A 26,283-nucleotide genomic window follows, 5' to 3' on the forward strand; every position below is an offset into this window, starting at 1 on the left:
CTGTGCGTATTGCGGTCATCGGGCTGGGACTGATCGGCGGATCGCTGCTGCGGGCGCTCGCGGCGGCCGGGCACGACGTGGTGGGCTTCGACGCCGATCCGTCGACCCGTGACCTGGCCCGGGAAGCCGGGTTCCGGGTGGCCGACGGGGTTCGCGAGGCGGTTGCCGGCTGTGCTGTGGCAGCTCTGGCCGTACCCCTGCCGATTCTGCCGGAAGTGGTTGCTGACCTGGACGGATATGGCGGCCTGGTGACCGATGTGACGTCGGTGAAGGGTCCCGTCAGGGACCTGTTGGCGGGCCGGCGGTTCGTCGGCGGGCATCCGATGGCGGGTAGGGAGACGTCCGGTTTCGCGGCGTCCGAGGCCGGGTTGTTCGAGGGTTGTGCCTGGGTGTTGTGCCTGGAGCCGCACGGGACCGATCTCGGCGACTGGCTGCTGCTGGCCGGATTGCTCACCGGGATGGGCGCGCGGGTGGTCCCGGTGACCGCGGCCGAGCACGACACCACGGTGGCGCAGGTCAGTCACGTGCCACACCTCTTCGCCGCCGTCCTGGCCGGTCAGCTCGGCGCGAGCCCGCTGGCCGGAGCTCTCGGCGCGGGGTCGTTCCGAGACGGCACCCGGGTGGCGGCGACCCGTGCCGAGCTGACCGCGGCGATGTGCGGCGGCAACCGGGACGCGGTCCGCGACGAGCTGGCCCGGCTGATCGGCGAGTTGACGAGGATGGGCGCGGCGCTGGAGCGGGCCGATCCGGTGGAGGCTCTGGTGCCCCTGCTCCAGCCGGCTTCGGCGCTGCGGCGGGCCTGGCCTCCGCGGCCGGGGCCGACCGAGACGATTCCGGCGGATATCGACCGTCTTCTGGAGCTGGGCCGGTCAGGCGGATGGGTGACCGCGGTGAACGGCACCGAACTTGTCGGAAAGCGGCCAGAAACTGACCGCTTCCTTCCCTAGCGTTAGGGGTGTTCACGACACCAGCCGCAGGGAGTCTTCGATGCCCGGTCAGGTCCGCCCCGTCACCGACGAGCAGGACGGTCTGCTCGCCTACCTCGCCCACATGCGTCACGTGATCAAGTTGACCGCGTACGGGCTCACCCCCGAGCAGTTGCGGGCCACGCCGAGCGCCAGCGCCCTCAGCGTCGCCGGCCTGATCAAGCACGTCGCCACCACCGAGGAGGGCTGGATGGCGACGGTCCGCGGCGAGCAGCAGCCGGTCGACTACGGCGCCTACGAGCGCAACTTCGTGCTCGGCGACGACGAGACCGTCGAGGAACTGTTCGCGATGTACGACCGGGTGGCCGAGGCGACCGAGAAGACGGTCCGGGACATCGCAGACCTCGACCATCCGGTGCCGATCGACCACTCGGTGCCGTGGAACCCCAAGGAGTACGACGCCTGGTCGCTGCGCTGGGTGCTGCTGCACCTGATCCAGGAGACCGCGCGGCACACGGGGCACGCCGACGTCATCCGGGAGACCGTCGACGGCGCCACCGCGTACCCACTGATGGCCGCCGCCGAAGGATGGCCGGAGTCTCCCTGGATGAAGCCCTGGAAGCCGGTGGGCTAAGGCTTCTCGCCCCGGTCCACGCGGATCACCCGGCGGTCCGTGACGATCGCGGTGACCAGGTCGAACGGGGTGATGTCGAAGGCCGGGTTCGCCGCCTCGCTCCAGGCGGTGACCTCGGCCGGACCGCGGTCCTCGATCTCCACCTGCGCGCCGGACGCCGTGTCCCGGTCGACCGTCGACTCCGGCGCGACCACCACGAACGGGATGCCGGCCCGCCGCGCGCCGAGAGCGTGCGCGTACGTCCCGATCTTGTTGATCACGTCGCCGTTGGCGCAGATCCGGTCGGCGCCGAGGATCACGGCGTCCACCTCCCCGCGGGCCATCAGGAACGGCCCGGCCGAGTCGACGGCGACCCGGTGCTCGACGCCCCAGCGGGTCAGCTCCCACGAGGTGAGCCGGGCGCCCTGCAGCAGCGGCCGGGTCTCGCTGGCGATCACCCCGGCCAGCCGGCCGCGCCGGTGCAGCTCGCCCACCACGCCGAGGGCGGTGCCGACGGTCACCGCGGCGAGCGCCCCGGTGTTGCAGTGGGTGAGCAGCCGGGGCCGGGCGCCGCACAGCTCGGCGACCAGGTCGGCGCCGAGCCGGGCCATCGCCTCGGAGGCGGCGATCTCCTCGTCCCGCACGGCGCACGCCTCGGCGAGGACGGCCTCCGGCCCGTGCGGGATCAGGACGGCGGCCCGTTGCGCGCCGCGGGCCAGGTTCACCGCCGTCGGGCGCGCGGTCTCCACCTTCTGTACGGCCACCGCGAGCGCCACCGGATCGTCGACGTGGATCCGGGCCGCCAGCGCGACACCGAACGCTCCGGCCACGCCCAGTGCCGGCGCGCCGCGGACCGCCAGCGACTGGATCGCCGCGACCAGCTCTCCCACGGTGTGCAGCCGCAGCAGCCGCTCCTCACCCGGCAGGGCGGTCTGATCGATGATCTCGACGGCCCCGTCGACCCAGTCGATGGTCCGCACGATCACTCCGCCCGTCCGTTGATCCGGTTGAGCACGGCCTCCAGGGTGTCCCGGCTCTTGCCGAGCTGGTCACTGGCCCAGCGCTCCTTGATGGACACCGTGGCGCCGCCGTGCAGGTCCAGCTCGGCGTTGATCGGGACGGCCTTGGTGATCCGGGTCGCGGTCACCTCCTCGTACGCCACGAACCGGTAGTGCTGTGCCAGGACCGCCGGGTCGTTGTTGGAGAGCAGCTCCTGCAGCCGCTTCTCGCCCTCGCTGCTGCTCTTCGGCGCGGGCACGAAGAGGAAGCCGCGGTCCAGCAGGATCAGGTCGTGCTCCTGCTCGTCGACCTTGACGTTGGCCATCGCGCCGATGACGTCGGCGCCGCTCGCGGTCGCCTTGGCCTCGACCACCCGGACCGCCTCGACGTGGATGCCGCTCGCGGCGAGCCGCTGACGGGCCTCGCCGACGGTCGCCGGGGAGACGGCCAGCTTGGCGATCTCGGCGTAGTCGACCGGCCGGCCGTCGCCGTCGATCAGCCGGGCCGGGGCCGACCAGGAGTGCTGCCAGCGAGCCGCGCCGGAGCGCACGGCGGCCAGCGTGATCAGGTCGTCCATCGGGTCGGCGAACGCGGCCGCGGCCTCGTCGCGGCCGGCGTCCGGGAAGAGCTCGCCGGCCAGCTCGCCCAGCCGGCCGCTCGCGACCAGGTCGAAGATCTCGGCGAGCCCGGCCTCCTGGACGCCGAGCCGGCGGGCGGCCGAACGGAACACCCGGTCGGCGCGGCGCTGCTGGACCGCGATGATCGACGCGGCGGTGAAGTCGGTCCAGGGCAGCACGGTTCGCGGGCCGAAGTCGACGACGGCCGCCTGCAGGGCGAGTCCGGCGCCGTCGAGCTGCGGCAGCAGGGCGGAGGCGGGACGCCGGTCGGAAGCGTGCGCCGCCGGGGGCAGGGCCCGCATGGCCTCGATCCGCACCCCGATCGCCGGGTGGGTGTCCCAGCGCGACGTCTCGGTGTCCGGCTCCGCGTCACGCAGCCGGGCCAGCTCCTCGGTACGCGCCGCGTAGAGCTGCCCGAATCCGCCGAAGATGTCGTCCGGGGCGTAGCCGTGCTCCCAGCCGTAGGCGACGTACCTTCCGAAGTAGAAGTCCCAGGCGGCGTCGACGACCGGCAGCTCCCGCATGGCGCTGACCGCCGCGTCGACACCGGCCACCCGCACCGAGACCTGGTCCGCCTCGAACTCCTGCCGCCGGGTCACGGCATTGCTGACCAGCAGGTAGAGCAGGCCGTAGCCCTTGAACACCCAGCCGAACACGTTCCACCGGCCGACCCGGCCGAGCGTCTCGTGCATGGCCACCCGGCCGCGGTACGCGACCGCGGAGAGCCGGGTGTGCGAGCCGGAGTAGTGGCCGAGCTCGTGGGCGAGCACCGAGCGCAGCTGGTCGACGGTGAAGGTCTGCAGCAGCGGCATGCCGAGGTAGAGCCGGCGGGTGCCGCCGATCAGGCCGAGCGCTTTGGTGTCCTCGCTGACGGCGGCGTTGACCTCGGGGACCAGTCGGATCTCGTCGGGGGCCGGGTGCCCGCCTCGGCGGCCATCTCGCGGACCGTACGCCACAGGTCGGGCGCCTGCTCGGGGCGCAGGAGCAGGCCCTCCGGCTCACCCGGCTGAGCGCGGATCGCCTTCCAGAGGCCGACGAGCACCGCGCCGACCGCGGCCAGCAGCAGCCAGCTCAGCTTGGCCGCCCCGGCGCCGTGCATGTGTGTCCAGATCTCGTAGAGCAGCCAGCCGACCAGGGCCAGCTGGAGCAGGCCGAGCACATAGAACCCGACCAGCATGGCCACCGAGACGGCGGCGCGCAGCGCGGTTGACATGACCGTTCGTTCCTCCCCCGTGCGGCCGCCCGATCGAGCGGCCGTCGGACCGTACCGATCTCGATATCCGCTGGGCAAGACCAATAAGATCAACACATGTGGCCGTTCTCGCGGGTACCGGAAATCGACCCCACGCACGGTGACCCACGGGCCCGGGCTCTGATCAACGCGTTGACCACTCAGGACCGGGAGACCGTCCGTGGTGTCTTCGCGTCGCTGCCCGACCCGGACGGGCGCGCCTATCTGATGGACTTCGCCAGTGACGTCCCCGGTGTGCAGGACTGGATCGGCCGGTGGGTCGCCGACGAGCCCGGCTCGACGCTGCCGCTGCTGATCCAGGGCTGCCGCGGGGTCTCCTGGGCCTGGGAGGCGCGCGGTTCGGCGTACGCGGAGAGCACGTCGCAGGAGCAGTTCGCCGGGTTCTTCGAGCGGCTCGCCTTCGCCGAGAAGTGCCTGCTGGAGGTGACCGAGCGAGACCCGGCCGACACCACGGCGTGGACCTGGCTGACCCTCTCGGCACGGGGCTCGCAGGTCGGGCGGGACGAGGCGGCGGCCCGGTTCAACGCGGTCGTCAAGCATGCGCCGGAGCATCTGATCGCCCACCAGCAGCGGCTTCAGTATCTCTGTGACAAGTGGTTCGGCAGCCACGCCGAGATGTTCGCCTTCGCCCGGGAGGCCCTCGCCCGGTCCACCCCGGGTGGACTGTTGCCGACGCTGATGGTCGACGCCCACCTGGAGTACTGGGCGCGTCTGCCCTCCGGTGAGGACCGGGCGCACATCCAGAGCCCGGCCGCACGGCAGGATCTGGTCGTCGCCGCCCAGCACTCGGTGCTCAACGTGGCCTTCCGGCCGGTCTTCGGCTGGCCGGCACGGGCCAACGGGCTCGCCATGCTGCTCTACATGGCCGGTGAGTTCGCCTGGGCGGCGCGGGTCTTCGACATGATCGGCGACCACGTCACGCAGTACCCGTGGCACTACATCAGCAGCGGCAACCCGGCCAGGAGATTCGTCGACGCCCGCAAGGACGCCTACGCCTTCGGCCGCTGACACCTAGGCTGACGGCATGCCCACGCCTCGTGATCCGGTCGCTGATCTACGGCGCATCGCGTTTCTGCTGGAGCGGGCCAACGAGGCGACCTATCGGGTGCGCGCGTTCCGGTCGGCCGCCGCGGTGGTCGCGAAGACGCCGCACGACGAGCTGGTGGCCCGGGCCGAGGCCGGCACGCTGGCGAAGATGGCCGGCGTCGGCGAGGTCACGGCCCGCTGCGTGACCGAGTCGCTGGCCGGGGAGGAGCCGGTCTATCTGCGCCGGATCACCGCGACCGAGGGCGCCGATCTGCCGGCCGAGGCCGCCGCGATCCGGGCGGCGCTGCGCGGCGACTGCCACGTGCACTCCGACTGGTCCGACGGCGGGTCGCCGATCGAGGAGATGGCGCTGGCCGCGGCCGACCTAGGTCACGAGTATTTCGTGCTCACCGACCATTCGCCGCGACTCACCGTGGCGCGGGGGCTGACCGCCGACCGGTTGCGCAAGCAACTCGACCACGTGGCCCGGCTCAACGAGGCGCTGCCCGACGGCTTCCGCATCCTCACCGGCATCGAGGTGGACATCCTGGAGGACGGCGGCCTCGATCAGGAGGACGAGCTGCTGGCCCGGCTCGATCTGGTCGTCGGCTCGGTGCACAGCAGGCTGCGGGACGACTCGGCGCGGATGACCCGGCGGATGGTGACCGCGATCGCCAACCCGCATCTGGACGTCCTCGGCCACATGACCGGCCGCAAGGTGTCGGTGGCCGGTGAGGGCGACGCCGCCCACCGAAAGGCGCGGACCCGGCCGCCCAGTGACTTCGACCTGGAGAAGGTCGTCTCCGCGGTGCTGGAGCACGACAAGGCCATCGAGATCAACTCGCGGCCGGATCGGCTCGACCCGCCGAAGCGGATGCTCACCGTCGCCCGTGAGGCCGGGTGCCACTTCACCGTCGACACCGACGCGCACGCCCCGGGCCAGCTGGACTGGCTGGATTTCGGATGCGAGCGAGCCGCCCTGTGCGGCGTGCCGGCCGACCGGATCGTGAACACGTGGACCGCCGAACGCCTCACCCGGTGGACCGCGTCACACCGATGACGTCCCGTAGGGTCGGCACCTGTGGGACGAATTGACGAACTCGCGAACCGCTACGTCGACGAATGGGCCCCCCTGAACCCGACGGGCGCCACCGCGGCCGGCATAACCGGCTACGACGACCAGACCGACGACCTCTCACCGGAGGGCTTCGCGGCGCAGGCCGAGCTGATCCGCCGGACCGTCACCGAGCTCGACCTGACCGAGCCCGAGCACGAGTCCGAGCAGGTCGCCAAGGACGCCATGATGGAGCGCCTCGGCCTCCAGTTGGCGCAGTACGACGCGGGCTACGTCAGCACCGACGTCAGCGTCATCACCAGCGGGCTGCACGAGCTGCGCATGGTGCTCGACGTGATGCCGACCGAGGGTGAGGAGGCGGTCGCCAACATCACCACCCGGCTGAAGGCGTTCCCCCGGGCGCTCGAGCAGTATCGGCGGACCCTGCTGGAGGGTGCCGCCGAGGGCCGGGTCAGCGCACGCCAGCAGTTGCTGGCCGTGGCCGAGCAGTGCGAGGCGTGGACCGATCCGGCCCGCGACGACTTCTTCAACACGCTCGCCGGCCGTCTGCAGGCCTCCGGCGCTCTCGCCGCCGAGCTACGGCGCGGGGCGGAGGCGGCCACCGCCGCGACCGCCGAGTTCGGGACGTTCCTGCGGGCCGAGCTCGCGCCGCTGGGCCGGGAGAAGGAGGCGGCCGGCCTGGAGCGGTACACGCTGGCCTCCCAGTACTTCCTCGGCGCCAAGGTGGACCTGCAGGAGACGTACCTCTGGGGCTTCGCCGAGCTGGACCGGCTGGAGCGGGAGATGCGGGCGGTGTCGGCGCAGATCGCCGGCTCGGGCGCCTCGATCGACGCGGCGGTGGCCGCGCTGGACGCCGACCCGGCCCGCACCATCGCCGGCAAGGAGGCCTTCCGGGACTGGATGCAGGCCCTCTCCGACCGGGCGATCACCGAGCTGAACGGCACGCACTTCGACATCGAGCCGCCGGCCCTCAAGCTGGAGTGCTGCCTGACGCCGACCAGCGACGGCGGCATCTACTACACCGGGCCCAGCGAGGACTTCTCCCGGCCGGGCCGGATGTGGTGGGCGGTGCCGGAGTCGCAGGAGAAGTTCTCCACGTGGCGTGAGGTCACCACCGTCTTCCACGAGGGTGTGCCGGGCCATCACCTGCAGGTCAGCCAGACGCTGCTGCGGGCCGACACGCTCAACCGCTGGCAGCGGCTGCTCTGCTGGTCCTCCGGGCACGGCGAGGGCTGGGCGTTGTACGCCGAGCGCCTGATGGACGAGCTCGGCTACCTGGGTGATCCGGGTGACCGGCTGGGCATGCTCGACGGCCAGTCGCTGCGGGCGGCCCGGGTGATCGTCGACATCGGCATGCACCTCGAGCTCGAGATCCCCCGTGACAATCCGTTCGGTTTCCACCCGGGTGAGCGATGGACTCCGGAGCTGGGCTGGGAGTTCCTGCGGGGGCACTGCCGGATGCAGGAGGACGTGCTGCGGTTCGAGTGGAAGCGGTACCTCGGGTGGCCGGGGCAGGCGCCGTCGTACAAGGTCGGCGAGCGCATCTGGCTGCAGGCCCGCGACGAGGCAAAGGCCCGCAAAGGAAGTGATTTCGACCTCAAGTCCTTCCACCGCGACGCTCTGAACCTGGGCTCACTCGGCCTCGATCCGCTTCGTAAGGCACTGGCCAGGATTTGAGTCATTCGGGTCTCTCCGTACCGAAACCGGTCGGAGGGGCCCGCTTTTCTGTATCGGGTCGGTAACTCTGCGTTCAATTATTCCGCAGGGCGAGCACGCAGGCACGTTTAGTGAATGACAAGTCGCCGAGACGTAACAAATCCGAAGTAGAACTCATATTCACGTCTCACCGGGGCGACGGATACGATCTCCGGCGGCACCTCCCTCTTGGCCCGAAAACCGCGTGGACTGCAGCGTGGCCGCTCGTACAGCGAAGTCGGGAGTGCCGCGTATCCCCCGATCAGCCGAGCGAACTCTGACCCTTGGAAAGGGGTTTTCTGAGGATTTCTCGGATAGATTGACCCGGATCGGTGCGCCCGCATGGCTACTCTCAGTAGCCCCCCCACTGGCCCATCGCGTGTGCATGGCGGAGGACTAAAGCAATGTCAGTCTCGGTGAACAGCCGGCGATCCCGTTTACGCTCCGCCCTCGCGGTGGTGCTGACGGTCCTCGTCGTGCTGCCGACCGCAGTCCTGTTTCTGCGCGTCCTGAATGAGAACACCACTCAGCGGGACGAAACCGCCCTCAAGCAAAAGGGCATCGAGTATCTGGTCGAGTTGGCGCCGCTGGTCAGCGCGCTCGCCGAGTCGCAGTCCTCGGCGATGCAGGGCGTCACCGACGAGCCGGCCTCGCTGACCGCCGCGGTCGCCCGCGTGCAGGGCGTCGACGAGAAGCTCGGCGGGGAGCTCGACACCACCAGCCGGTGGGCGGGGCTGAAGGAGAAGGTCGGGCGCCTGACCGGTCTCAGCGGCACCGCCGAGGAGGTCTACCAGGCGCACGTCGAGGTCGGCGACCTCGCGCTGGAGCTCTACAACGAGGTCCGGGAGAACTCGAAGCTGAACCAGGACGCGCAGAGCGACATCTGGTATCTGCAGGAGACCGTCACGGTCAACATGCCGGAGGCGGTCACCCACGTCAGCCGGATGGGCGACCTGGCGAACATGCTCGCCGCCGCGAAGAACCAGCAGCGGGCCACGCTCGCGGTCCAGTTCGGCGCCGAGATCATGGCCGTTCAGGAGTCCGTCGCCGAGCTGACCGACCACCTGCAGGCCGCCGCCGAGGACACCGAGAGCTCGACCCTCGCCAGCAACACGGTCAACAACCTGGACTCGTTCCGTCGCGGTGTCGAGGCCGCCAACCGTGGCGCCAACCTCGGCGACACCCCGGACGTCTCCATCCTGGTGACCGCGCAGAGCACCCTGACCAACGCCCTCAAGGCGCTGGCCACGGTCCTGCTCAAGGAGATGTCGACCCTGCTCGACGAGCGCAACGACGAGCTCGCGTACCGCCGCGCCGAGGCCTGGGTGCTGCTCGTCGTCGCGATCGTGCTGCTGATCGCCGCCGCCTTCTGGACCAGTGTCCGTACCGTCCGGGCCGGCCGCGCGTCGGCCGCCGAGGCAGGCCGCGACGTCTCGGTCCAGGGCGACAACCCGCCCGGCTTCGCCGGAGGCGGATTCGGCGGCACGCCGGCCTGGGAGCGATAAACGTGCTATTCGGAAAGTTCCGCATCCTGGGCAAGCTCGCCCTGCTGATCCTCGTGCCGCTGCTCGGCGTCGTCGGCCTGGCCATTCCGGTCATCTACGAACGCATCGACGCGGCCTCCACCGCCCAGGAGACCGCGGACACCGTCGAGCGGGCCACCCAGGTCAGCGCGACGCTGATCGAGCTGCAGGAGGAGCGCCTGCTCTCGGTCGGCTATCTGCTCGGCCTGGTCGACCGCCCGACCCTGGTGCTCCAGAGCGCCGAGGCCGCCGACTCGGTGGCGCACCTCGCCGACGACGAGGACGCGCCGACCCCGCTGCGCCGGGCCATCGCCGGCGCGGCCAAGCTGAACAGCACCCGGCAGAACGTGCTGAACCGCTCGATCAAGCCGCCGACCGTGATCGAGGACTTCACCAGCGCGATCAACCCGCTGATCGAGGGCCTCGGCCTGTCCACCGGCGCCGACCTGACCACGGCCGTCGGTCAGCAGGTCTACGCCCTGGACCGCGCCATGCGCTCCGACGACCTGATCAGCCAGGCGTCGTGCTGGCTGGCGACCGCGGTCGTCGCCGGCGACCGCAGCCCGCAGGACGCGGCGCTGCTGCTGAGCCAGTTCACCTCGACGTTCGCCCAGATCCAGTCGATCATCACGTCGTCCCGGGTCTACTTCACCGACGCCCAGTACAAGCTGTACCTGAGCACCCAGCAGGCGTTCACCGCGCGCGTGGGCCCCAAGTTCACCGCCGCGCTGGAGACCAACCCCGCGCTGGCGCTGAAAGACCTCAAGATCAAGCAGCTGTTCCCGTCACTGGAGTCGGTGACCATCCTCGGTAGCTTCGTCGAGAAGCGCGTGGCGCAGGACGTGGGCCTCTCCGTGGCGACCAACCGGTCGAGCGCCATCCAGCAGTCGGTGCTCATCGGTGGTGGCGCGTTCCTGCTGCTCATCCTGGTGATCACGCTGTCGATCCTGATGGCCCGCGCGGTCGCCCGGCCGCTGCGGCGCCTGACCACCTCGGCCGACCGCATCGCCCGTGCCGCCGAGGCCGAGCTCGAGCGGGTGGCCGACGACGAGGCCGAGGCCCAGGTACGCCCGATCCGCCTGGACCCGGTCGACGTCGAGGCCCAGGACGAGATCGGTGACCTGGCCCGAGCCTTCGACCGCGTGCAGACCACCGCCGCCCGGCTGGTGCAGCGCCAGGTGGACGGCCGGCGTAACGTCGCCCAGATGTTCGGCCACGTCGGTCGTCGTACCCAGAACCTGGTCGGCCGCCAGCTGTCGCTGATCGACACGCTGGAGCGCAAGGAGACCGACAGCGACCGCCTCCGCGAGCTCTACCGTCTGGACCACATGTCCAGCCGTCTGCGCCGGAACGCGTCCGCGCTGGTCGTGCTCTCCGGTGGCGCCGGCGCGAACGAGCACATGGCGCCGCTGGGCCTCTCCGACGTCGTCCGTCTCGCCCTGGGTGAGATCGAGGACTACACCCGTGTCGAGGTGGACATCCCCGAGGAGATCGTCGTGGTGCCGGCCGTCCTGGCCGACCTGACGCTGCTCCTGGCCGAGCTGCTGGAGAACGCCACCACGTTCTCCCCGCCGCACACCAACGTGACGGTCAGCGCCGACGAGCTGCGTGGCGGCGCCCGCCTCGCGATCATCGACCACGGCCTGGGCCTCGCACCCGAGCGTCTGGCCGAGGAAAATGCGCGACTGACCCGCCGTGAGCGCCTCGACCTGGCGCCCACCGAGGTTCTGGGTCTCTTCGTGGTCGGCCGGCTCGCCCGCCGGCACGGCATCGAGGTGACCCTGACCGACACGCCGGACGGCGGTCTGACCGCGTGGGTGGACCTGAGCCCGTCACACCTGATCTCGCGGGTGGAGAACCTCACCCCGATCGCGCCGGCGGCCTACCCGGCGACGACCCCGGTCGGCGCCTTCCCGGGCGCCCCGGTGCCGCCGCAGATCCAGGCCGCCGAGTACCCGATGGCGCCCGCCTACTCCGGGGCGCTGCGCGGCAACACCACCGAGGTCGCGATCGCCAGCTCCGCCGTCCGTTCGGTGCCGGGCAGCCAGCAGCCGTTCGACCCGGCGAAGCTCAGCCGTGCCACCCAGGTCGTCGAGGCCGGCACCTCGTGGAACGCGTTCGGCCCGGCCGGGACACCGGCGCTCGGCAGCGCTCCCGCGGACCCGTACGCGGGACAGCCGGTCTACGACGCCGAGCCGGTGTACTCGCCGGGTGTGCCGTACCAGGAGCCGGCCTTCCCGTCGGCCGGCAGCTACCCGGAGCCGGTCCAGTCGTACGACCTGGGCACCCCGGTCGCCGGTCGGGTTCCGGCCGCCCTGCCCGAGCTGCCCCCGGGCCAGCCCAGCTGGAGCACCGAGGCCGCCGTGCAGCCGAGCTGGAACGTCCCGGCACCGGCCGCCCCGGAGATCCCGGTCGCCCCGCCGGCGCCTCCGGTCGCGCCGGAGCCGCAGCGCAACGGTAACGGCGCTCCCCTGCGCCGTCGGGTTCCCGGCAGCCAGCTCCCGGCCGAGAGCACGCCGCACCAGCTGGCCGCGCCGAAGTCGCAGGACGACGCCCTGGCTGCCCGGGCAGCTTTCGACGCCTTCGAGGCCGGTGTCATCCGCGCCCATGACACGAGCGTGTCGATCCCGGTGCCGGACTTCTCCGCCCCCAGCTGGGAAGCCGCGGCCCCGGCCCCGGTCTCGCCGCCGCCCGCCCCGCAGTGGGAGACACCGCAGTGGGAGGCTCCGCGGTGGGAGACCCCGGCGCCGCCCCCGCCCGCGCCCCCGTCCTCGAACGGTGGCGCACCGCTGACCCGTCGCGTGCCGGGAGCAACCCTTCCGCGTGACGAGATGCATCAACCGATCACCCCGCCGGCCCCGTCCACGCTGGACCCCGAAGCCGCACGGGCTCTCATGGATCAGTTCGAGTACGGAGTCGCACTCGCACTGAATGAAAGTCAGCCACAACACGAGGGACAACCGCGATGACTTCCCCTTACTCCCCCGCGCAAAGTCAGCTCAGCGCTGAAGCCAAAACCTTCAACTGGCTGCTTGACTCGTTCACCTCCGGCACCGCGGGTGTGATCGAGGCCATCGCCGTCTCCTCGGACGGCCTGCTGATGGCCATGTCGGCGATCAAGGACCGGCCCAACGCCGAACGACTCGCGGCCGTCGTCTCCGGCCTGACCAGCCTCGCCGGCGGTGCCGCCAGTTGGTACCGTCTCGGCGCGCTGAACCGGGTCATCATCGACATGGCGGACGGGTATCTGCTGGTCACCGCGATCAGCACCGGCTCGGTGCTGGGCGTGATCGCGGACCGCTCGGCCAACCTGGGCACCCTGGCGTACGAGATGACGCTCTTCGCCACCCGCGCCGGCGGCGCCCTGAGCCCGCGCCTGATCGCCGAGTTGAAGAACGCAGTCCAGCAGTGACCTACCCGGACCCCGACGAACCGGTACCTCCGGCGCGACCCGGAGTCCGGCCCTTCCTGCAATCCGGTCCCAAGCACTCGACCGGTGGTTACACCCCTACCGGGGAACAACCGCCGGTCGAGACATCGACCAATACGCTGCGCCCGTTCGTCATCACGTCCGGGCGGACCGATGGAGGCGACCCCGACATCGGTATGGAGACTCAGGTGACGCTGGTGCAAGGCGCGCCACCGTCCCGGCTCTCACCGGAGACCAGGGCGATCGTGGCTCTCTGCGAGGAGAGCCCGATCTCGGTTGCCGAGATCTCTGCACGCCTGCGTCTGCACCTGGGCGTCACCCGAATCCTGGTCGGCGACCTCCGCGCCACCGGCCAGCTCGACGTCCATGTGCTGGACAACGACACACCTGACCCCGACACCATCATGCGAGTGATCCGTGGACTTCGATCCATCAGCTAACCGCGTCGTCGGTACCGCGCGCATACCCGGCGCTCCGGCGCCCAAGAAGGCGCCGGTCCCGGTCAAGATCATCGTGGCCGGCGGCTTCGGGGTCGGCAAGACGACCACCGTGGGCGCCATCTCCGAGATCTCGCCGCTCACCACCGAGGCCGAGATGACCTCGGAGTCGGTCGGCATCGACAATCCCGGCCAGGCCACGATGAAGACCGGCACGACGGTCGCGATGGACTTCGGTGTCCTCACCATCGACCAGACGCTGAAGCTCTACATCTTCGGCACGCCGGGCCAGACCCGCTTCGCCTTCATGTGGGACGACCTGGTCAAGGGCGCTCTGGGCGCGCTGGTCGTGGTCGACACCAACCGAATAGACGACTGCTATCCGGCGGTCGACTACTTCGAGCGGGCCGGCCTGCCGTTCGTGGTCGGCATCAACACCTTCAACGGACAGCTGAGCTACAGCGTCGAGGAGGTGCGGTGGGCCCTCGCGGTGCGTGAAGACGTGCCGGTCATATCCTTCGATGCGCGGTTCCGTGCTTCGGTGCGGGACGCTCTGCTCGTGGTGCTGGACCAGGCTCTCGACAAGGCCATTCGGATGAAGTCGTAGGGTGTGGTCCTGGTCGCCCGGTGACGGTTTCCCACGGAAGCCGGAGCGGAGCGGTTCCCAAATCGGCCCACGGAGGGGCACAGTTGGGGTACCGGGCGACCGCGTAGGAAAGAGGACGGTGACGTGCGAGGCGGACTGGACGACGCGCTCGACAAGCTCGCCCGACGGGACGAGCTGAGGCGCAGGGCCGCCGGAGAGGGCGGCGGCACTCCGCCGGCGGTCACCGAGCTGGTCGAGGCGATCGCGGGTGTGGTCTCGCGCAACCCTCAGATGACGGTAACGGTCGGCGTCGAGGGCGCCGGTGATCCGGTGCTGCTCCATTTCGCGATGGCCGACGGCGTGGTCCAGGTGACCGCCGACAACGCGGTCGCGGCACGTGCCACCGAGGCCGCGCCGAGGCATGCCGACTTCGAGATCGACGTCGACGAGCCGGCCGAGGAGCCTCCCGCGCCGCCCCGGGCGAGCCGCGACGATCAGGACCGGTTCGGCCCGACGACCGATTTTGACTATGCCGAGCCCACCACCGCCGAGCAGCCGTTCGTCACCAACCGGCATGAGCAGGCCTTCGGGTATGAGCAGCCGGCGGGATATGCCGAGCAGGGCAACACGACGCCGCACCCGTTCGCGCCGACTCCACCGCCGCCGGTCCCGCCGCACCCCTATGCGGCCGCCCAACAGGGCTACACCGAGCCGCATCCGTACGCACAGGCGTATCCCCCGCAGCACGCCGAGCCGCAACAGCCCGGTTTCCCGGAGCCGCTTCCCGAGCCGATCCCGCTGAAGGTGGAGCGCCCGGAGGAGACCGAGATGGCGGCCCGCCGGCTGGCGGCGATGCTGCGTAGCGATCCCACCCTGCTGGACGGCCCGCAGTAGCTTCAGCATCACTCAAAGTAGCCATCTCGGTACGCCCCGCTAAGTCACTCTCAGTGCTCGCCCGACTCCGGGCTGGAGCCGACCCCATATGCCGGAAATGGTGCTGAACGCGCCCGGTTTCGCCTGCTGAACGCAGTCTGAGATGTCTGGGTTCGCCCTTTTAGCCGGTCTCCTCCTCCGTTCCGATGATCGCCCTTGAGTGACGCTCGGTAGTTCCCTAATGTCCTAATACGTCCAGGGCAAATGCACGGACGGTGACGACTACGGGGGAGGTTCCGATGACCGCGTCGGACAGCTGGCAGTTCGCGGTCGCCGGTTACGCGGTCCTGCTGGCCTGGCCGATCACCACGGTGGTCCTGGTCTGGTTCGCACTCCGCTACCACGGCACGCACCGCGCCAAGGTCGTCAACCGCTCGCTGGCCGGTGGCAACGGCCGGCCGGAACACTTCTGGATCATCGTCCCGGCCCTGAACGAGGAGGCCGTCGTCGCCAACACGGTCGGCGCGGCCCTCAATCTGCGCGGCCCGGCCGGCACCCTGTCCCGGGTGCTCGTGGTCGACGACGGCTCGGACGACCGCACTCCCGAGGTGCTGGCCGCCATCGATCACCCGCGGCTGCACATCATGCGGCGGGAACTGCCGGAGGCCCGCCAGGGCAAGGGCGAGGCGCTGAACGCCGCGTACCGGCACATCTCGATGCTGACCGCCCAGGCCGGCATGGCCCCGGAGAAGGTGGTCGTCGGCATCATCGACGGCGACGGTCAGGGCAGCGAGAACATCCTGGTCGAGGTGTCCCGGCTGATGCGCGACGAGCGGGTCGGCGCGGCGCAGGTGCAGGTACGCATCCGCAACCGCAACCGTCTTCTCGGCGCCGTGCAGGACCTGGAGTTCGGCGCGATCGTCGACGCCTGCCAGAACATGCGCGACGCCCTGGACACCGTCGGCCTCGGTGGCAACGGCCAGTTCAGCCGCCTCTCCACGCTGCAGACGCTCGGCACCGCCCCGTGGTCCAGCTGCCTCGTCGAGGACATGGAGCTCGGCCTGCGGATGCACCTGAACGGCGTCGGGATCCGCTACACCTCCCGTGCCTCGGTGACCCAGCAGGCGGTCGTCGACGTCCGGCGCCTGACCCGCCAGCGCACCCGCTGGGCGCAGGGCAACATGCAGTGCGCCCGCTACCTGGGCAGGCTCTTCGAGTCGCCGCGGGTGGCCCGGATCGCGCTGGCCGAGATGCTCCACTACCTGCTCTCGCCGTGGGCCAACGCGATCGTCACGGTGCTGCTCATCGGCACCGGGATCGCCGGACTGGGCGGCCTGCTGGTCGGTCACCCGATCGTCTTCATCCCGACCTGGGCCGCGCTGGCCGAGAGCCTGGGTGTCTGGCTCGCAGTCACGACCTTCCCCGGCGTGCTCTGGGCTCTGGTGCACAAACGCAAGCACGGCGACGAGGGCATGCCCCGGATGCTGACCGCCGCTCTCGCGTACCCCGCCTTCCTGGTCCTCGGTCTCGCCGCCACCTATCGCGCTCTCGGCCGGCAGGCCAGCGGCCGCCAGGCCTGGGCCAAGACCGAGCGCCTCGTCGAAGAACCCCTCGCCGTCCCCGCCTGATCCACACCCCCTCCCCCTTCACCGAACGAGAGAAAAGGCTCCCCCCGTGTCTCGTGAAGTCCACCTCGTCGGCGGCACCCGCCCGGAAGCCGTCAAGCTCGCCCCCGTCGCCCTCGCCCTGCGTGAGGCCGGCCTGCTCACCCCGATCCTGCTGGCCAGCGGTCAGCACCCGACGATGGTCACCCAGGCCCTCGCCGCCTTCGACCTGGAGCCGGACATCACCCTCCAGGTCGAGCGGGAGACCGGCAGCCAGGCCGAGCTGCTCACCGCGATGATCCGGGAGCTGGACGAGCTCTGGTCGGTACGCACCCCGGCCGCCGTGATCGTGCAGGGTGACACCACCACGAGCCTGGCCGGCGCCCTGGCCGCGTTCTGGCGGCGTATCCCGGTCGTCCACCTGGAGGCCGGCCTGCGCTCCGGCGACCTGGAGTCGCCGTTCCCGGAGGAGGGCAACCGCCGCCTGGTCGCCCAGGTCGCCGCCCTGCACCTGGCGCCGACGCCGCTGGCCGCGATGAACCTGCTGGACGAGAAGATCCCGGTGACCGACGTGCTGATCACCGGCAACACCGTGGTCGACGCGACGCTCGCGGTGGCCGCCCGCAAGCTGCCGTTCGAGAACGCCGCCGTGGCCGCGGCCCGGGCGAGCAGCACGAATCGCCTGGTCCTGGTGACCGCGCACCGCCGTGAGTCGTGGGGTGAGCCGCTGGACCGGATCCTGTCCGCGGTCAAGGAGCTGGTCGCCCGCTACGACGACATCGACGTGATCCTGCCGAGCCACCCCAACCCGGCGGTCCGCGAGCAGGTGGACGCCGCCCTGGCCGGGGTGGAGCGGGTGACCGTCACCGACCCGCTGCCCTACCCGGATCTGGCCCGCCTGCTCTCCGAGGCCTACCTGGTGCTCACCGACTCGGGTGGCATCCAGGAGGAGGCCCCGTCGTTCGGGGTGCCGGCGCTGGTGCTGCGGGACGTGACCGAGCGGGTCGAGTCGCTGCACGCGGGCTGCGCCAAGCTGGTCGGCTCGGACCCGCAGCTGATCGTGTCGGAGGCGTCGCTGCTGCTGGACAGCCGGGCGCGCCGGGACGCGATGACGGCCGGCGGGAACCCGTACGGCGACGGTCTCGCCGCGCAGCGCACCGCCCAGGCCACCGCCGCCCTCCTCGGTCTCGCGAGTTTCCCCGAGTCCATGCCCGTCGCCCCGTCCGCCCTCACGTCCGGAGCCGTCGCCTGATGCGTACCGCCATCGTCTCTCGCCGCAACGTCCTCGTCGCCGGCGCCGCCGCGGCCGCGGTCGCCGCGGTCGGTTTCAGCACCATGGAGGCGGACGCCGCCACCGCCAACACCACCGCCGCGACCGGGGCGGGCAGGACCGGCAAGGCGGCTCCCGGCGGGGGCACCGCCAAGACCCTGGTGCTGTACGACACCACGGGCGACTACGGCTGGCTGGGCGAGGTCTACGCCACCCAGGTCGCGAACCTGAGCTCGCACTTCGGCTCGTGGACGGCCGCCCCGGTGACCGGCTACAAGTCCGGTGACCTGGCCGCCTACTCGGCGCTGATCTACCTGGGCTCGACCTACGACGAGCCGCTGCCGGCCGCGTTCCTGGCCGACGTCGCCGCCACCACGAAGCCGGTCGTCTGGGTCCGCGACAACGTGTGGCAGCTGACCAAACTGGACGGCTTCGCCGCGAAGTTCGGCTTCACCAGCGGTCTCTACGACTTCGCCGACGTGGCCGAGGTGTCCTACAAGGGCCGCTCGCTGACCCGTGGCGCCGACAACAAGTCGGGCCTGATGAACCTGACCGTCTCGGACGCGTCGAAGGTCACCACGCTGGCCGCCGCGAAGCGCGCCGACGGGTCGACGCTGCCCTGGGCGGTGCGGTCCGGCAACCTGACCTACATCGGCGAGATCCCGTTCTCGTACGTCACCCACGACGACCGCTACCTGATCTTCGCGGACCTGCTCTTCGACGCCCTCGCCCCGAAGACCAAGGAGCGGCACCGGGCCCTGATCCGGATCGAGGACATCGGCCCGGACTCGGACCCGGACGAGCTGAAGGCGATCGCCGACTACCTGTCGTCGCAGAAGGTGCCGTTCAGCGTCGCCGTCTACCCCCGTTACCGGGACCCGAAGGGCGCCCTGAACGGCGGCAAGGCCGAGGACTACACGCTGGCGAAGAAGCCGCTGGTGGTGGCCGCCCTGAAGTACATGCAGGCCAAGGGCGGCACGCTGCTGATGCACGGCTACACCCACCAGTACGGCTCGGTGGCCAACCCGTACGACGGGGTGAGCGCGAACGACTTCGAGTTCTTCACGGCGCACGTCGACGGCAACGACCGGGTGATCTACGACGGCCCGGTGAAGGAGGACTCGGTCGCCTGGGCCACCGCACGGATGGTCGCCTCCGGCGCGGTCTTCGCGGCCACCGGTCTCGGCACCCCGAAGATCTTCGAGTTCCCGCACTACGCGGCCAGCCCGGCCGACTACCAGGCGGCGAACACGCTCTTCGGCAAGCGCTACGACCGGGGCCTCTACTTCCCGGGCGTGCTGACCGGTGCCAAGTACGACTACGCCCGCCAGTTCGGCCAGTTCTTCCCGTACACGGTCCGCGACGTCTACGGCTCGGTCGTGGTGCCGGAGAACATCGGCAACGTGGAGCCGGACGCCTACAACGGGCACCCGTCGCGGCTGCCGGCCGACCTGATCGCCAGCGCCGAGCGCAACCTGGTGATCCGGGACGGCGTGGCGAGCCTGTTCTACCACGGGTATCTCGGCACGGACTACCTCAAGCAGCTGATTCCGGGCATCATCAAGGCCGGGTACACCTTCGTGAACGCCGAGACCATGCTGAACGGCTGATGGATCGTGGACGTTGTGGATTCCTGGGTCAGGTCGTGGACCAGCGACGACCTGACCGGGGCACGCAAACTGCTCGCCCCGGACGTGGAGGCCGAGTGGAACCTCGACGCGCCGGTGGACGAGGAGGAGCTGCTCCAGGTGCTGCACCGGATCGCCGCGTTCGCGGACGGCGTCACCCTGGTGGCCCGGACCGACGCGGTGGACGGTGCGGCGCTGATCTACGACCTGGCGGCGCCGTTCGGCACGGCCCGCCTGGTCGAGTTCCTCGGCGTCGAGAAAGACCGGATCAACGAGGTACGGCACGTGTACGACGTGACGGCGATCGACCGGTACTTCCCGGGGCTCTACGCCAATTAGGCCGGATGCTGTCCTGATTCGCCGGTAGCGTGCGGTTCATGGCTTACGACTTCCAGGTCACCGTGGACTGCACCGAACCGCACACGCTCGCCGACTGGTGGGCCGAGACGCTCGGGTGGGATGTGGAGCCCCAGGACGAGGCGTTCATCAAGGACATGGTCGCCAAGGGGTACGCCACCGACGACGAGACCACCCACCACAACGGGAAGCTGGTCTGGCGTACCGGCGCCGCGATCCTGCACCCGGAGAACGGCCGGCGACTGCTCTTCCAGTTCGACGAGGCCGCCAAGACGGTGAAGAACCGGTGGCACGTCGACGTCCGGGTCGGCGCGGAGAACCGGGACGCCGAGCGCGACAAACTGGTCGCGCGCGGCGCCACGTTCCTCTGGGAGGCCAGTCAGGGCCCGCACTCGTGGTTCACGATGACCGACCCGGAGGGCAACGAGTTCTGCATCAGCTGAGCGTGCGCTCCAGCAGAGGCAGCAGGACGGCCCAGTGCCGCTGCTCCGCCTCCGGGTGGTGCATCGCCGTGTCGCTCATCGTGAAACCGTGCGGGGCACCCTCGTAGAGCTCCGAGGTGTACTCGACCCCGGCCTCGGCGAGGGTGATCTCCAACGCCTTGATCCGCTCCGGCGTCATCGAGCCGTCATTGTCGGCGTGTCCGAAATAGACCTCCGCCGTCAGGTTCGGTGCGCCCAGGTGCGGGCTGTCCGGCTCGTCGGTGACCACCCCGCCGGCGTGGAAGCTCGCCAGCACGGCGAACCGGTTCGGGTGCTCAGTCGCCGCGACCAGCGCGTTCCGGCCACCCATGCAGTAGCCGACGATCCCAGCCGGGCCGTCCGCCACCTCGTCACGCCCCGCGAGGAAGTCCAGGTAGGCGGCCGTGTCCGCGCTGATCCGCTCACGCGTGAGGTTTTTGATCATCGGTACCAGGCGACCGAAGGCGGCGCCCCGCTTCTCGGCGTCGAGCATCTCCTCGGGTTCGACCAGCGGCCCGCTGGCGTCGCGGTAGAAGAGGTTCGGCACGAGCACGGCATAACCCTGCCCGGCGATCCGGGCGGCCATCTCCATGATCCGCGGCCGCAGGCCGAACGCATCCATGAAGATCAGCACCGCCGGGAACGGCCCGGAACCCTCCGGCGTGACGAAATACGCCTCGGCCGTACCGTCCGCGGCCGGCACCTCGATCTCGATCTGTGGCATTCCCGCACCTCTCGTCCCGTTCGCGTCGATCAAGCGGACGGTAACATCGGATCTCTGTCTTTCCCGCGGAAAGTCGTATCCTGTGGCGCATGGCCACCCGGCTGCGCGCGGACGCGCTGCGCAATCGAGCGGCCCTGCTCGCCGCGGCGCGGGAGGTCTTCGCCGAGCAGGGTCTCGATGCCTCGCTGGACGAGATCGCCCGGCGCGCGGGTGTGGGCAACGCCACTCTCTACCGTCGATTCCCCAGCCGGCGGCACCTGATCGCCGAGGTCTTCGCCAGCCACATGACCGCCGCGGTCCATCTCGCCGACCAGGCGCTCGACCACCCGGACCCCTGGGCCGCGTTCGTCGGTTACCTCACCCGCGTCTGCGAGTTGCAGGCCACCGACCGCGGCCTCGCCGAGTTGCTCGTCACCTCGGCCTTCGACGACGACGAACGGCTCGCCGGGCTGAGGTCCACCGCCTACCAGCGGGCCGTCGACGTGCTGACCAGGGCGCAGCGGGCCGGCCGGCTGCGGGCCGACTTCACCGGCCGCGACTTCGCGCTGCTGATGATGGCGAACGCCGGCGTCGCTCAGCACTCGGCCGACCCCCAGGCCTGGCGGCGGGCCCTCACCCTGGTCATCAGCGGTCTCGGCGCCCGCTGAGCCCACCCCTCGCGGCCCTGCCTCCGCTCGGCCCGCGTCCCCTCACGGCCACCGCAACCCCTCCCGGCCCGCGTTGCCTCCGGCCGGGATTTAAAGATCCTTAAGGGTACGGTCGGAGCGCTGTTAAGCCGCGCGGCCGAAGAATCGACTCCGTCCTCGATCGATCGGAGTCCCCCATGCAACGCAGTCGTCTGCGGTTCGCCATCTACTCGACGGCCGCGGTGCTGGCCGTCGGCGGCGGCATCGGCGCTGCGGTCGCCGCCACCACGGCTCCCAATCCGGCCGCGCTCACCGCGTCCTTCGCCAAGGACAGCGACTGGGGCACCGGCTACCAGGCGAAATACACGATCCGCAACAGCGGCGGGACCGCTGTCGAGGGCTGGAAGCTGGTCTTCGGCCTGCCGTCGACGGCCAAGGTCACCAGCTACTGGGACACCGACATCACGAACTCGGGCACCGCGAAGACGGCGAGCAACGCGAACTGGAACGGCACGATCCCGGCTGGGGCGACGGTCTCGTTCGGGTTCATCGTGACCGGCAGCGGCGATCCGACGAGCTGCACGATCAACGGCGCGTCCTGCTCCGGCGGCGCTGTCACCCCGCCGCCGGCCACCGCGACCGCCACCCCGACTAAGACCGCGACCGCGACGCCCACAGCCACGCCCACCAAGACCGCCACCGCGACGGCCACGCCCACGAAGACGGCGACCGCGACCGCCACGGCCACCACGCCGGCGAGTGGAGGGGTCCTGGTGGCGCCCTATGTGGACATGGGCCTGCTCTCCAACGGCGCAACCACCCTGTCGTCGCTGGCCACCGGCGGGGGCGTCAAGTCGTTCAGCCTCGCGTTCGTCACCAGCGCCGGGTGCAAGGCGAGCTGGTTCGCGGCGTTCGACCCGCGGCAGAAGCAGTTCGCCGACCAGATCGCGGCGGTTCGCGCGGCCGGCGGTGACGTGAAGGTGTCGTTCGGCGGCGCGACCGGTGTCGAACTGGCCCAGGCGTGCCCCAGCGTCTCCGCGTTGCAGGCCGAGTACCAGGCGGTCGTCGACGCGTACAACCTGAAGTACATCGACCTGGACATCGAGGGCGCCGCCGTGGCCGACGCCGCTTCGGTGGCCCGCCGCTCGACCGCCCTGGCCGCGCTGCAGAAGGCCAACCCGGGCCTGAAGATCTCGCTCACCCTGCCGGTGCTGCCCGAGGGTCTCACCGCCGACGGCCTGAACGTGGTGCGGTCGGCCAAGAACGCCGGTGTCGACGTCGACCTGGTCAACATCATGGCGATGGACTACGGCCGCGCCGGCCAGGACTACGGCGACCTCGCCATCCAGGCCGTCGACTCGACCAAGGCACAGATCAAGTCGTTGTACGGCAACAGCGACGCGGCCGCCTACCGGATGGTCGGTGTCACGCCGATGATCGGTGTGAACGACGACAACGGCGTCTTCACCCAGGCCGACGCCCGTGACCTGGTGGCGCACGCCAATGCCAAGCACCTCGGGTTCGTCTCGCTGTGGGAGGCGCACCGCGACAGGAACGCCTGCTCGGGCGCGCTGTTCCAGTGCACCAACGTGAGCCAGACGCCGTTCGAGTTCACCAGGATCCTGGCCGGCTTCAAGGGCTGACCACACCTTTCGCAAGACCAGCGCGGCTCCGGGTGACCCCACCTCGGAGCCGCGCTCTCGTCATCTCTGAGCGGCGAACCCCAGCCCTGCCATGTCCAGGGACTCGTGTGCCACGTCCCAGAACCTGCGCTCGTCCGGATGCTCCAGCCAGACGTTGAGGGACACCCGCAGCACGGCCAGGAAGGTGGCGGCGACGAGCTTTGCTCGTACCCCCGAGGGGTCTTGGTCTTTGAAACGGACCGCGACCTCGTCGGCCAGCTCGCGCTCCAGGGCGGCGAAGGTCTGCACCTGCGCCGCGGCCAGCGACGGATGCCGCCGCACCAGACGGCTCTGCGTGATCCACTCCGGATCCAGGTCGCCCAGCTCGGCGTAGAACTCGGCGGCGGCCGCGGTCAGCGCGGTCCAGGGCGGCTCGGCCGCCGGGCGCGCCCGGACCAGGCCGGAGAGCAGCAGCATCCGGCGCCGGTCGGCGTAGAAGAGAGCCTCCTCCTTGTTCGCGAAGTAGTTGGAGAAGGTCCGCCGGGAGACGCCGGCCCGGTCGGCGATGGCGTCGACGGTGATCCGGTCCGGGCCCAGCTCCAGCGCCAGCCGCAACGCCGCCTCGTAGAGAGCCTGGCGGGTCGCCTCCTTCTTGCGCTCGCGGAGGCCCTGCTCGGTCGGCGCGCTCATGATCTGAGCCTACCGGCGTGTGACTCAGTTCCCAATGAGCAAACTTGCACAGCAGGCAAGTTTAGGAAGATAGTTGCATGCAGCACGCATAACGAGGAGGCGGCCATGAACGAACGACGCGGACTCATCGACGCCTTCCACGACCTGCTCAAGGCCGTCCGCCTCGTCAAGCAGCAGCAGCCCCCGATCGCGCCGCTCGGCATGCTGGCCGCGATCAGCCGGCACGAGCCGGCCGGCAGCTGCCACATGAAGGAGTTGGCCGCCGAGCACGCGCTCGACCCGTCGACCGTCAGCCGCGCGGTCGCCGGCCTGGTCCGTGACGGCCTGGTGCTCCGCATCGCCGACCCGTCCGACGGCCGCGCCAGCACCCTGCGGCTCACCGACCGGGGCGTCGCCGCCCTCGAGGAGGTTCGCAGCCGCTTCGAGCAGCAGATCACCGCGGCGCTGCGCGACTGGACGCCCGAGGAGATCGCCACGCTCACCACGTCACTCGACCGATTCGCCAACGACCTGATCCTGGAGGCCTCACGATGAGCGCAACCGTCAAAGATCGGGTGGAGCAGCAGGGCCCGATGAGCCACCGCGAGATCATGGAGGCACTGTCCGGCCTTCTGCTCGTGCTCTTCGTGGCGATGGCCAGCTCCACCATCGTCTCCACCGCGCTGCCGAAGATCATCGGTGATCTCGACGGCACCCAGACGCAGTACACCTGGGTGGTCACCGCGACCCTGCTGACCGCCACCGCGTCCACCCCGATCTGGGGCAAGCTGGCCGACCTCTACAGCAAGAAGGTCCTGGTCCAAGCCTCGATCGTGATCTTCATCCTGGGCTCGCTGATCGCCGGCTTCACGCAGAGCACCGAGCAGCTCATCGCCGCCCGCGCCTTCCAGGGCCTCGGCATGGGCGGTGTGCAGGCGCTGGTGCAGGTCGCCATCGCCGCGATGATCCCGCCGCGGGAGCGCGGCCGCTACAACGGCTACCTCGGTGGCGTGATGGCGCTGGCCACGGTCGGCGGCCCGCTGCTCGGCGGCGTGATCGTCGACACCGACGCGCTCGGCTGGCGCTGGTGCTTCTTCATCGGCGCGCCGTTCGCCGTGATCGCCCTGATCGTCCTGCAGAAGACCCTGCACCTGCCGGTCATGCGCCGTGACAACGTGAAGATCGACTACCTGGGCGCGTCGCTGATCGCGGCCGGCGTCAGCGTCATCCTGGTCTGGGTGTCGTTCGTGGACAACTCGTTCGCCTGGCTCTCCTGGCAGACCGCGGCCATGGTCGGTGGCGGCGTGCTCCTGCTCGCGCTGGCCGTCCGGGTCGAATCACGGGTCGCCGAGCCGGTGGTGCCCCTGCCCATCGTCCGCGAGCGCACCACGACGCTGGCGATCATCGGCAGCCTCGCGGTCGGCATGGCGATGTTCGGCGGCTCGGTCTTCCTCGGGCAGTATTTCCAGATCGGCCGGGGATACAGCCCGACCGAGGCCGGCCTTCTGATGATCCCGATGATGACCGGCGTGCTGATCTCCTCGACGATCGCGGGTCGCATGATCACCAAGAGCGGGCGGATCAAGCCGTTCGTGGTGGCCGGCACGATCATCCTGGTCGCCGGGTTCAGCGCCCTCTCGTTCCTGGACCACGACACCCCGCTCTGGTACATCGGCGCCGCGATGGCCGCCGTCGGCGTCGGTGTCGGCATGTCGATGCAGAACCTGGTCCTCGCCGTGCAGAACACCGTCTCGCTCAAGGACATCGGCGCGGCCAGCTCCACGGTCGCCTTCTTCCGGTCCCTCGGCGGCACGATCGGCGTCTCGGTGCTCGGGGCGGTCCTCGCCCGCCAGGTGTCCGAGTCGATGACCGAGCAGCTCACCGCGATGGGCGTGCCGGCGAGCGCGGCCTCCAGCGGGGGCGGCAGCCTCAACCTGAGCAGTCTGCCGGAGCAGCTCCAGCACGTGGTTCGGGTGGCATACGGCGACGCCACCGGTCACATCTTCCTGATCTCGGCCGCGGTGGCCGTGGTCGGTGTGATCGCCGCGGTGGCGATGAAGCCGACGAAGCTGCGGTCGACGGTCGACCTGGCACCAGCACAGCCGCTCGCCTCCTCTTCGGTCGAATAGGTCACAGATCACGCCGCACTCCCTGGGGTCAACTCCTCACGCAGAGCTAGCCTCGGGGAGCGCGGCGTTTCCCTCAATCTCGGCTCTCGCGTGCCGAATTGCCTCGCTGAGGAAAGCACGCACCGGAGGAGGGAGGCGATT

Annotated in this window: 25 protein-coding genes; 20 read left to right on the forward strand and 5 right to left on the reverse strand. The window is 70.4% G+C overall.

Features of this window, described 5'->3' with window-relative positions:
• Positions 1–2: 2 nt before the first annotated feature.
• Positions 3–947 (forward strand): prephenate dehydrogenase, encoded by a 945-nt coding sequence (locus ACQPZW_RS47600; RefSeq protein WP_433792548.1) that lies wholly within the window; start codon positions 3–5, stop codon positions 945–947.
• A 40-nt stretch (positions 948–987) separates the two neighbouring features.
• Entirely contained in the window at positions 988–1,560 is a 573-nt protein-coding gene (locus ACQPZW_RS47605; RefSeq protein ID WP_433792549.1) for a DinB family protein, read from the forward strand.
• Here ACQPZW_RS47605 and mtnA read toward each other — a convergent pair.
• The 3 genes from mtnA to ACQPZW_RS47620 are packed head-to-tail and all read right to left on the reverse strand — an operon-like array spanning position 1,557 to position 4,368.
• Positions 1,557–2,519, reverse strand: a complete 963-nt coding sequence (gene mtnA, locus ACQPZW_RS47610; RefSeq protein WP_433792550.1) for an S-methyl-5-thioribose-1-phosphate isomerase — start codon at positions 2,517–2,519, stop codon at positions 1,557–1,559. The two genes, ACQPZW_RS47605 and mtnA, sit on opposite strands and share 4 nt — an antisense overlap.
• A gap of 2 nt (positions 2,520–2,521) precedes the next feature.
• Complete coding sequence (locus tag ACQPZW_RS47615) at positions 2,522–4,111, reverse strand: M48 family metalloprotease (RefSeq protein WP_433792551.1); 1,590 nt, start codon at positions 4,109–4,111, stop codon at positions 2,522–2,524.
• Entirely contained in the window at positions 3,997–4,368 is a 372-nt protein-coding gene (locus ACQPZW_RS47620; protein ID WP_433792552.1) for a hypothetical protein, read from the reverse strand. The genes ACQPZW_RS47615 and ACQPZW_RS47620 overlap by 115 nt, the downstream gene beginning before the upstream one ends.
• A 171-nt stretch (positions 4,369–4,539) precedes the next feature.
• On the opposite strand from ACQPZW_RS47620, the gene ACQPZW_RS47625 reads away from it, so the two are divergent.
• The 14 genes from ACQPZW_RS47625 (at position 4,540) to ACQPZW_RS47690 (ending at position 20,354) form a co-directional block, all read left to right on the forward strand.
• The gene (locus ACQPZW_RS47625) at positions 4,540–5,415 is read left to right on the forward strand and encodes a DUF4034 domain-containing protein (protein WP_433792553.1); all 876 of its coding nucleotides are present in this window, start codon (positions 4,540–4,542) and stop codon (positions 5,413–5,415) included.
• 16 nt (positions 5,416–5,431) lie between these two features.
• Positions 5,432–6,493 (forward strand): PHP domain-containing protein, encoded by a 1,062-nt coding sequence (locus tag ACQPZW_RS47630; protein ID WP_433792554.1) that lies wholly within the window; start codon positions 5,432–5,434, stop codon positions 6,491–6,493.
• 21 nt (positions 6,494–6,514) lie between these two features.
• Positions 6,515–8,185, forward strand: a complete 1,671-nt coding sequence (locus tag ACQPZW_RS47635) for a DUF885 domain-containing protein (RefSeq protein WP_433792555.1) — start codon at positions 6,515–6,517, stop codon at positions 8,183–8,185.
• A 422-nt stretch (positions 8,186–8,607) separates the two neighbouring features.
• A complete protein-coding gene (locus ACQPZW_RS47640; RefSeq protein ID WP_433792556.1) occupies positions 8,608–9,708 on the forward strand; it encodes a hypothetical protein in 1,101 nt (366 codons plus the stop codon).
• Between the two features lie 2 nt (positions 9,709–9,710).
• Complete coding sequence (locus ACQPZW_RS47645; protein ID WP_433792557.1) at positions 9,711–12,695, forward strand: nitrate- and nitrite sensing domain-containing protein; 2,985 nt, start codon at positions 9,711–9,713, stop codon at positions 12,693–12,695.
• A complete protein-coding gene (locus tag ACQPZW_RS47650; protein WP_360973815.1) occupies positions 12,692–13,138 on the forward strand; it encodes a roadblock/LC7 domain-containing protein in 447 nt (148 codons plus the stop codon). The genes ACQPZW_RS47645 and ACQPZW_RS47650 overlap by 4 nt, the downstream gene beginning before the upstream one ends.
• On the forward strand, positions 13,135–13,596 hold the full coding sequence (locus tag ACQPZW_RS47655; RefSeq protein WP_433792558.1) for a DUF742 domain-containing protein: 462 nt from the start codon (positions 13,135–13,137) through the stop codon (positions 13,594–13,596). Before ACQPZW_RS47650 ends, ACQPZW_RS47655 begins: the two co-directional genes overlap by 4 nt.
• Positions 13,574–14,200 carry a GTP-binding protein gene (locus ACQPZW_RS47660; RefSeq protein WP_433792559.1) on the forward strand — a complete coding sequence of 209 codons (627 nt, stop codon included), beginning with the start codon at positions 13,574–13,576 and terminating at the stop codon, positions 14,198–14,200. The genes ACQPZW_RS47655 and ACQPZW_RS47660 overlap by 23 nt, the downstream gene beginning before the upstream one ends.
• 123 nt (positions 14,201–14,323) lie before the next feature.
• Complete coding sequence (locus tag ACQPZW_RS47665; protein WP_433792560.1) at positions 14,324–15,073, forward strand: hypothetical protein; 750 nt, start codon at positions 14,324–14,326, stop codon at positions 15,071–15,073.
• Between the two features lie 278 nt (positions 15,074–15,351).
• Complete coding sequence (locus tag ACQPZW_RS47670) at positions 15,352–16,680, forward strand: glycosyltransferase (protein ID WP_433792561.1); 1,329 nt, start codon at positions 15,352–15,354, stop codon at positions 16,678–16,680.
• Positions 16,681–16,726: 46 nt separating this feature from the next.
• Positions 16,727–17,908 carry a non-hydrolyzing UDP-N-acetylglucosamine 2-epimerase gene (gene wecB, locus ACQPZW_RS47675; RefSeq protein ID WP_433792562.1) on the forward strand — a complete coding sequence of 394 codons (1,182 nt, stop codon included), beginning with the start codon at positions 16,727–16,729 and terminating at the stop codon, positions 17,906–17,908.
• A complete protein-coding gene (locus ACQPZW_RS47680; protein WP_433792563.1) occupies positions 17,908–19,536 on the forward strand; it encodes a DUF2334 domain-containing protein in 1,629 nt (542 codons plus the stop codon). The genes wecB and ACQPZW_RS47680 overlap by 1 nt, the downstream gene beginning before the upstream one ends.
• Positions 19,537–19,551: 15 nt before the next feature.
• Positions 19,552–19,893: a hypothetical protein gene (locus tag ACQPZW_RS47685; protein ID WP_433792564.1), complete on the forward strand. Its 342-nt coding sequence runs from the start codon at positions 19,552–19,554 to the stop codon at positions 19,891–19,893.
• Between the two features lie 38 nt (positions 19,894–19,931).
• Entirely contained in the window at positions 19,932–20,354 is a 423-nt protein-coding gene (locus ACQPZW_RS47690; protein ID WP_433792565.1) for a VOC family protein, read from the forward strand.
• On the opposite strand, the gene ACQPZW_RS47695 is transcribed toward ACQPZW_RS47690, so the two are convergent.
• Positions 20,347–21,096, reverse strand: coding sequence for a dienelactone hydrolase family protein (locus ACQPZW_RS47695; RefSeq protein ID WP_433792566.1), 750 nt, complete (start codon positions 21,094–21,096; stop codon positions 20,347–20,349). The two genes, ACQPZW_RS47690 and ACQPZW_RS47695, sit on opposite strands and share 8 nt — an antisense overlap.
• Before the next feature lie 89 nt (positions 21,097–21,185).
• Here ACQPZW_RS47695 and ACQPZW_RS47700 point away from each other — a divergent pair, with 89 nt between their 5' ends.
• Both ACQPZW_RS47700 and ACQPZW_RS47705 read left to right on the forward strand, forming a co-directional pair.
• Entirely contained in the window at positions 21,186–21,743 is a 558-nt protein-coding gene (locus ACQPZW_RS47700) for a TetR/AcrR family transcriptional regulator (protein ID WP_433792567.1), read from the forward strand.
• A gap of 176 nt (positions 21,744–21,919) precedes the next feature.
• Positions 21,920–23,365 carry a cellulose binding domain-containing protein gene (locus ACQPZW_RS47705; protein WP_433792568.1) on the forward strand — a complete coding sequence of 482 codons (1,446 nt, stop codon included), beginning with the start codon at positions 21,920–21,922 and terminating at the stop codon, positions 23,363–23,365.
• 60 nt (positions 23,366–23,425) lie between these two features.
• Here ACQPZW_RS47705 and ACQPZW_RS47710 read toward each other — a convergent pair whose 3' ends face one another.
• Positions 23,426–24,034 (reverse strand): TetR/AcrR family transcriptional regulator, encoded by a 609-nt coding sequence (locus ACQPZW_RS47710; RefSeq protein WP_433792569.1) that lies wholly within the window; start codon positions 24,032–24,034, stop codon positions 23,426–23,428.
• 105 nt (positions 24,035–24,139) lie between these two features.
• Here ACQPZW_RS47710 and ACQPZW_RS47715 point away from each other — a divergent pair, with 105 nt between their 5' ends.
• Together ACQPZW_RS47715 and ACQPZW_RS47720 are read left to right on the forward strand one after the other, a co-directional pair.
• On the forward strand, positions 24,140–24,568 hold the full coding sequence (locus ACQPZW_RS47715) for a MarR family winged helix-turn-helix transcriptional regulator (protein WP_433792570.1): 429 nt from the start codon (positions 24,140–24,142) through the stop codon (positions 24,566–24,568).
• On the forward strand, positions 24,565–26,142 hold the full coding sequence (locus ACQPZW_RS47720) for an MDR family MFS transporter (protein WP_433792571.1): 1,578 nt from the start codon (positions 24,565–24,567) through the stop codon (positions 26,140–26,142). Before ACQPZW_RS47715 ends, ACQPZW_RS47720 begins: the two co-directional genes overlap by 4 nt.
• The last annotated feature ends 141 nt before the right edge of the window (positions 26,143–26,283 follow it).

The sequence above is a fragment of the Actinoplanes sp. CA-252034 genome, from assembly GCF_050956125.1.
GTDB lineage: Bacteria > Actinomycetota > Actinomycetes > Mycobacteriales > Micromonosporaceae > Actinoplanes.

What these genes read in the sequence shown, in the direction of transcription:
- ACQPZW_RS47605 (WP_433792549.1), top strand. Translation starts at nt 988, where the DNA reads ATGCCCGGTCAGGTCCGCCCCGTCACCGACGAGCAGGACGGTCTGCTC.
- ACQPZW_RS47620 (WP_433792552.1), bottom strand. Translation starts at nt 4,368, where the DNA reads ATGTCAACCGCGCTGCGCGCCGCCGTCTCGGTGGCCATGCTGGTCGGG.
- ACQPZW_RS47630 (WP_433792554.1), top strand. Translation starts at nt 5,432, where the DNA reads ATGCCCACGCCTCGTGATCCGGTCGCTGATCTACGGCGCATCGCGTTT.
- ACQPZW_RS47640 (WP_433792556.1), top strand. Translation starts at nt 8,608, where the DNA reads ATGTCAGTCTCGGTGAACAGCCGGCGATCCCGTTTACGCTCCGCCCTC.
- ACQPZW_RS47650 (WP_360973815.1), top strand. Translation starts at nt 12,692, where the DNA reads ATGACTTCCCCTTACTCCCCCGCGCAAAGTCAGCTCAGCGCTGAAGCC.
- ACQPZW_RS47670 (WP_433792561.1), top strand. Translation starts at nt 15,352, where the DNA reads ATGACCGCGTCGGACAGCTGGCAGTTCGCGGTCGCCGGTTACGCGGTC.
- ACQPZW_RS47680 (WP_433792563.1), top strand. Translation starts at nt 17,908, where the DNA reads ATGCGTACCGCCATCGTCTCTCGCCGCAACGTCCTCGTCGCCGGCGCC.
- ACQPZW_RS47690 (WP_433792565.1), top strand. Translation starts at nt 19,932, where the DNA reads ATGGCTTACGACTTCCAGGTCACCGTGGACTGCACCGAACCGCACACG.
- ACQPZW_RS47695 (WP_433792566.1), bottom strand. Translation starts at nt 21,096, where the DNA reads ATGCCACAGATCGAGATCGAGGTGCCGGCCGCGGACGGTACGGCCGAG.
- ACQPZW_RS47700 (WP_433792567.1), top strand. Translation starts at nt 21,186, where the DNA reads ATGGCCACCCGGCTGCGCGCGGACGCGCTGCGCAATCGAGCGGCCCTG.
- ACQPZW_RS47705 (WP_433792568.1), top strand. Translation starts at nt 21,920, where the DNA reads ATGCAACGCAGTCGTCTGCGGTTCGCCATCTACTCGACGGCCGCGGTG.
- ACQPZW_RS47710 (WP_433792569.1), bottom strand. Translation starts at nt 24,034, where the DNA reads ATGAGCGCGCCGACCGAGCAGGGCCTCCGCGAGCGCAAGAAGGAGGCG.
- ACQPZW_RS47715 (WP_433792570.1), top strand. Translation starts at nt 24,140, where the DNA reads ATGAACGAACGACGCGGACTCATCGACGCCTTCCACGACCTGCTCAAG.
- ACQPZW_RS47720 (WP_433792571.1), top strand. Translation starts at nt 24,565, where the DNA reads ATGAGCGCAACCGTCAAAGATCGGGTGGAGCAGCAGGGCCCGATGAGC.